Origin of the sequence: Agromyces binzhouensis, from assembly GCF_004135055.1 — a bacterium.
GTDB classification, from domain to species: domain Bacteria; phylum Actinomycetota; class Actinomycetes; order Actinomycetales; family Microbacteriaceae; genus Agromyces; species Agromyces binzhouensis.
This window is the reverse complement of the sequence record NZ_SDPL01000365.1, coordinates 1-3,236: the sequence shown is the minus strand read 5'-3', so window position 1 is coordinate 3,236 and position 3,236 is coordinate 1. Positions and strand designations below refer to the sequence as shown.

Annotated in this window: 5 protein-coding genes; 2 read left to right on the top strand and 3 right to left on the bottom strand. The window is 70.1% G+C overall.

Features of this window, described 5'->3' with window-relative positions:
- Positions 1-206: 206 nt before the first annotated feature.
- Genes mscL through ESO86_RS14190 form a run of 3 tightly spaced genes read right to left on the bottom strand, consistent with a single transcriptional unit; the run spans position 207 to position 1,659 of the window.
- A complete protein-coding gene (mscL, locus tag ESO86_RS14200) occupies positions 207-647 on the bottom strand; it encodes a large conductance mechanosensitive channel protein MscL (RefSeq protein ID WP_129235583.1) in 441 nt (146 codons plus the stop codon).
- 52 nt (positions 648-699) lie between these two features.
- Complete coding sequence (locus tag ESO86_RS14195; protein WP_129235582.1) at positions 700-1,029, bottom strand: FmdB family zinc ribbon protein; 330 nt, start codon at positions 1,027-1,029, stop codon at positions 700-702.
- Positions 1,030-1,080: 51 nt separating this feature from the next.
- The gene (locus ESO86_RS14190; RefSeq protein WP_129235581.1) at positions 1,081-1,659 is read right to left on the bottom strand and encodes a 5-formyltetrahydrofolate cyclo-ligase; all 579 of its coding nucleotides are present in this window, start codon (positions 1,657-1,659) and stop codon (positions 1,081-1,083) included.
- A 62-nt stretch (positions 1,660-1,721) separates the two neighbouring features.
- Between ESO86_RS14190 and galU the strand changes: the two genes are divergently transcribed.
- Positions 1,722-2,621 carry a UTP--glucose-1-phosphate uridylyltransferase GalU gene (gene galU, locus ESO86_RS14185; protein WP_129235580.1) on the top strand — a complete coding sequence of 300 codons (900 nt, stop codon included), beginning with the start codon at positions 1,722-1,724 and terminating at the stop codon, positions 2,619-2,621.
- A gap of 7 nt (positions 2,622-2,628) precedes the next feature.
- Positions 2,629-3,236 (top strand): GNAT family N-acetyltransferase (locus ESO86_RS14180; RefSeq protein ID WP_165307887.1); only part of this gene is annotated, 608 nt, incomplete at its 3' end.

The window sequence follows — 3,236 nt, the reverse complement described above, 5'->3', positions numbered from 1 at the left end:
GACGCGCACGCCTGACCCCGGCGCCGGGCACGGATCCCGAGCCCGAATCGGCGGTGCCCGGGGCGCACGACGAGTCGGAGGCCGGCGCAGCGCGGACGTCGCGCCCGGAGGACGACCGCATCACGCGCGAGCGCCCGCCGCACTGGTGAGACGACGAGGCGCGACGACCGACTCGCTCGACGGGCGCCGACCCCTGGCGAACGTCGCTACTCGGTGCGCTGCGAATCCGGTTGCCGCGCGCGATCGGCGGAGAGCAGGTCCCGGATCTCGGCCAGCACCGTGAGCTCCGTCTCGGGGTCCTCGGCCTTCTGCTCACCGGCCTGGCGGCGCGCCTCGGCGCGTTCCTTCAGCACGTTCATCGGCAGGACGAAGACGAAGTAGACGACGGCGGCCACGATGACGAACGTGAGGATCGCGCCGAGCACGGCGCCGAACTTCACCTCCGCGACGCTGCCGTCCATCGTGGGGATCTCCCAGACGAACGCCGAGTCGAGGCTGTCCGCGCGGAACAGCGCGCCGATCAGCGGATTGAACAGGTTGCTGACGATCGAGTTCACGACCGCCGTGAACGCGGCGCCGATGACCACCGCGACCGCGAGGTCGATCACGTTCCCCCTGAGGATGAACTCCTTGAATCCCTTGAGCACTCGCTGCTCCCCCTTCATCTGCGGTGCGGTGTGCGCGGGCAGGACGTCGATCCTACGCGGCGGTCGACGACGAACCCGTCGTCGAGTTCGACGAGGACCCGGACGACGTCGACGGCGACGTCGAACCGGACGACGACGAGGACGATCCGGAGGATCCGCCCGAACCGGACTCCGAGCCGGACGAGGATCCGCCCTTCCCGCCGGTCGCACGGGAGTCGGTCCGGTAGAACCCGGACCCGTTGAAGGTGACGCCGACCGTGCCGAAGAGCTTGCGCAGGCGGCCGGAGCACGCCGGGCACTCCGTCAGCGTGTCGTCGGTGAAGGCCTGCTGGATGTCGAAGGCCTCGCCGCACTCGGTGCAGCGGTAGGAATAGGTGGGCATGGTGGTCTCTCGGGCTCCGTCGGTGGAATGCGGGGGTGCACGCCTCGCGGGTCAGAACGCGACGATCCGCGTGGGGGTCACGACGCCGTTCACCGGCTGGTCGTGGACCTCTCGCGGCACCTCCTCGACGAACTCGCCGTCGAAGACGATGGCGTACACCGGGGGACATTTTCCCATCGAACCGAGGGTCTTGTCGAAATACCCTCGTCCCCACCCGAGGCGCATGCCCGTGGCATCCACCGCGGCGGCCGGCACGAGGATCAGGTCGACGTCGTTGATCGCCATCGGGCCGAGGAGCTCGCCGACCGCCTCGGGCATGCCGTGCAGCCCGGTCACCTCGTCCTCCTCCTCTCCGACCGTCCAGTCGAGGAGGCCGTCCTCGCGCGTGATCGGGAACAGGACGCGGATGCCGTTCGCCTCCGCCCAGTTCACGAAGGGCCGGGTGTCGGGCTCGGTGGGCATAGAGAGGTAGCACGAGATCGAGGTCGCCTCGCTCGAGCCGACGAGTTCCTGCAGGCGGGACGTGAATCCCTCGGTCGCCTGGTCGCGCTCGTGCGCGGGCATGTTCCGCCGGCGCTCGCGGAGCTCGGCGCGGAGGATCCGCTTGACCACGGTCGGATCGTCGGGCATGCCAGCCATCCTAGGACGATGCATCCGTCCCACGCCCATGCCGTACGGCTACGCTGATGCGCATGACTGAACGGATCACGAAGGCCGTCATCCCTGCCGCCGGCCTGGGAACGCGCTTCCTGCCCGCGACCAAGGCGATGCCGAAGGAGATGCTGCCGGTCGTCGACAAGCCCGCCATCCAGTACGTGGTCGAGGAGGCCGTCGGCGCCGGACTCACCGACGTGCTCATGATCACGGGCCGCAACAAGAACGCGCTCGAGAACCACTTCGACCGCGTCGCCGAACTCGAGTACACCCTGGAGCAGAAGGGCGACACGGCCAAGCTGCAGAAGGTCAACGAGTCGACCGAGCTCGCGCAGATGCACTACGTCCGCCAGGGCGATCCGAAGGGCCTCGGCCACGCGGTGCTCCGCGCCGAGATGCACGTCGGGGACGAGCCGTTCGCGGTGCTGCTGGGCGACGACATCATCGACGAGCGCGACGTGCTGCTCACCCGCATGCTCGCCGAGCAGGTCGCGCGCGACGCGACCATCGTCGCCCTGCTCGAGGTCGACCCCGACAGCATCCACCTCTACGGCGCCGCCGAGATCGAGGAGACCGACGACCCCGACGTCGTGCGGATCACCGGCCTCGTGGAGAAGCCCGCGAAGGAGGTCGCGCCCTCGAACTACGCCGTCATCGGCCGCTACGTCATCAAGCCCGAGGTGTTCGAGGTGCTGCACCGCACCGAGCCGGGCAAGGGCGGCGAGATCCAGCTGACCGACGCGCTCATGGAGATGGCGGGCGACGTCGAGGGCACGGGTGGCGTCTACGGGGTCGTCTTCCGCGGCCGGCGGTACGACACGGGCGACAAGCTCGACTACATCAAGGCGGTCATCCAGCTCGCCTCCGATCGCGAGGACCTCGGCGCCGACCTGCGCCCGTGGCTCGTCGAGTTCGCCGCCGGGCTCGAACGAGGCTGACGTGCCGGTGGCATCCGTTCCGACCCTCGTGGACGGGTCGCTGACGCTCCGACCGATCAGGGTGCGCGATGCGCGCCCGCTCGAACGGGTGCTGCTCGACAACCGTGCGTGGCTGCGGCGGTGGGAGGCGACGTACCCCGGCGGGGGCACCGTGATCGACGCGCGGGCGAGCATCCGCAACCTCAACGCGCACGCGCGCGCCGGCACCGCGCTGCCGTTCGTGCTCGAATGGGAGGGCGAGCTCGTCGGCCAGTTGAACGTCTCGTCGATCACGCACGGGTCGCTCGCGTCGGCGTCGATCGGGTACTGGGTCGCCAAGGACGTCGCCGGTCGCGGCATCACCCCCACCGCCGTCGCGCTCGCGACCGACCACTGCTTCCGGAGCCTCCGGCTCCACCGCATGGAGATCTGCATCCGTCCCGAGAACGGGCCCTCGCTCCGGGTCGTCGAGAAGCTGGGCTTCCGCTACGAGGGGCTGCGACGCCGCTTCATCCACATCGACGGCGACTGGCGCGACCACTTCGCGTTCGCGCTCGTCGCGGAGGAGGTGCCCGGCGGGGTGCTGCGGCGGTGGCGCGAGGGGCGCGCGCCGACGGCCGCCGCGTCGATCCCGGC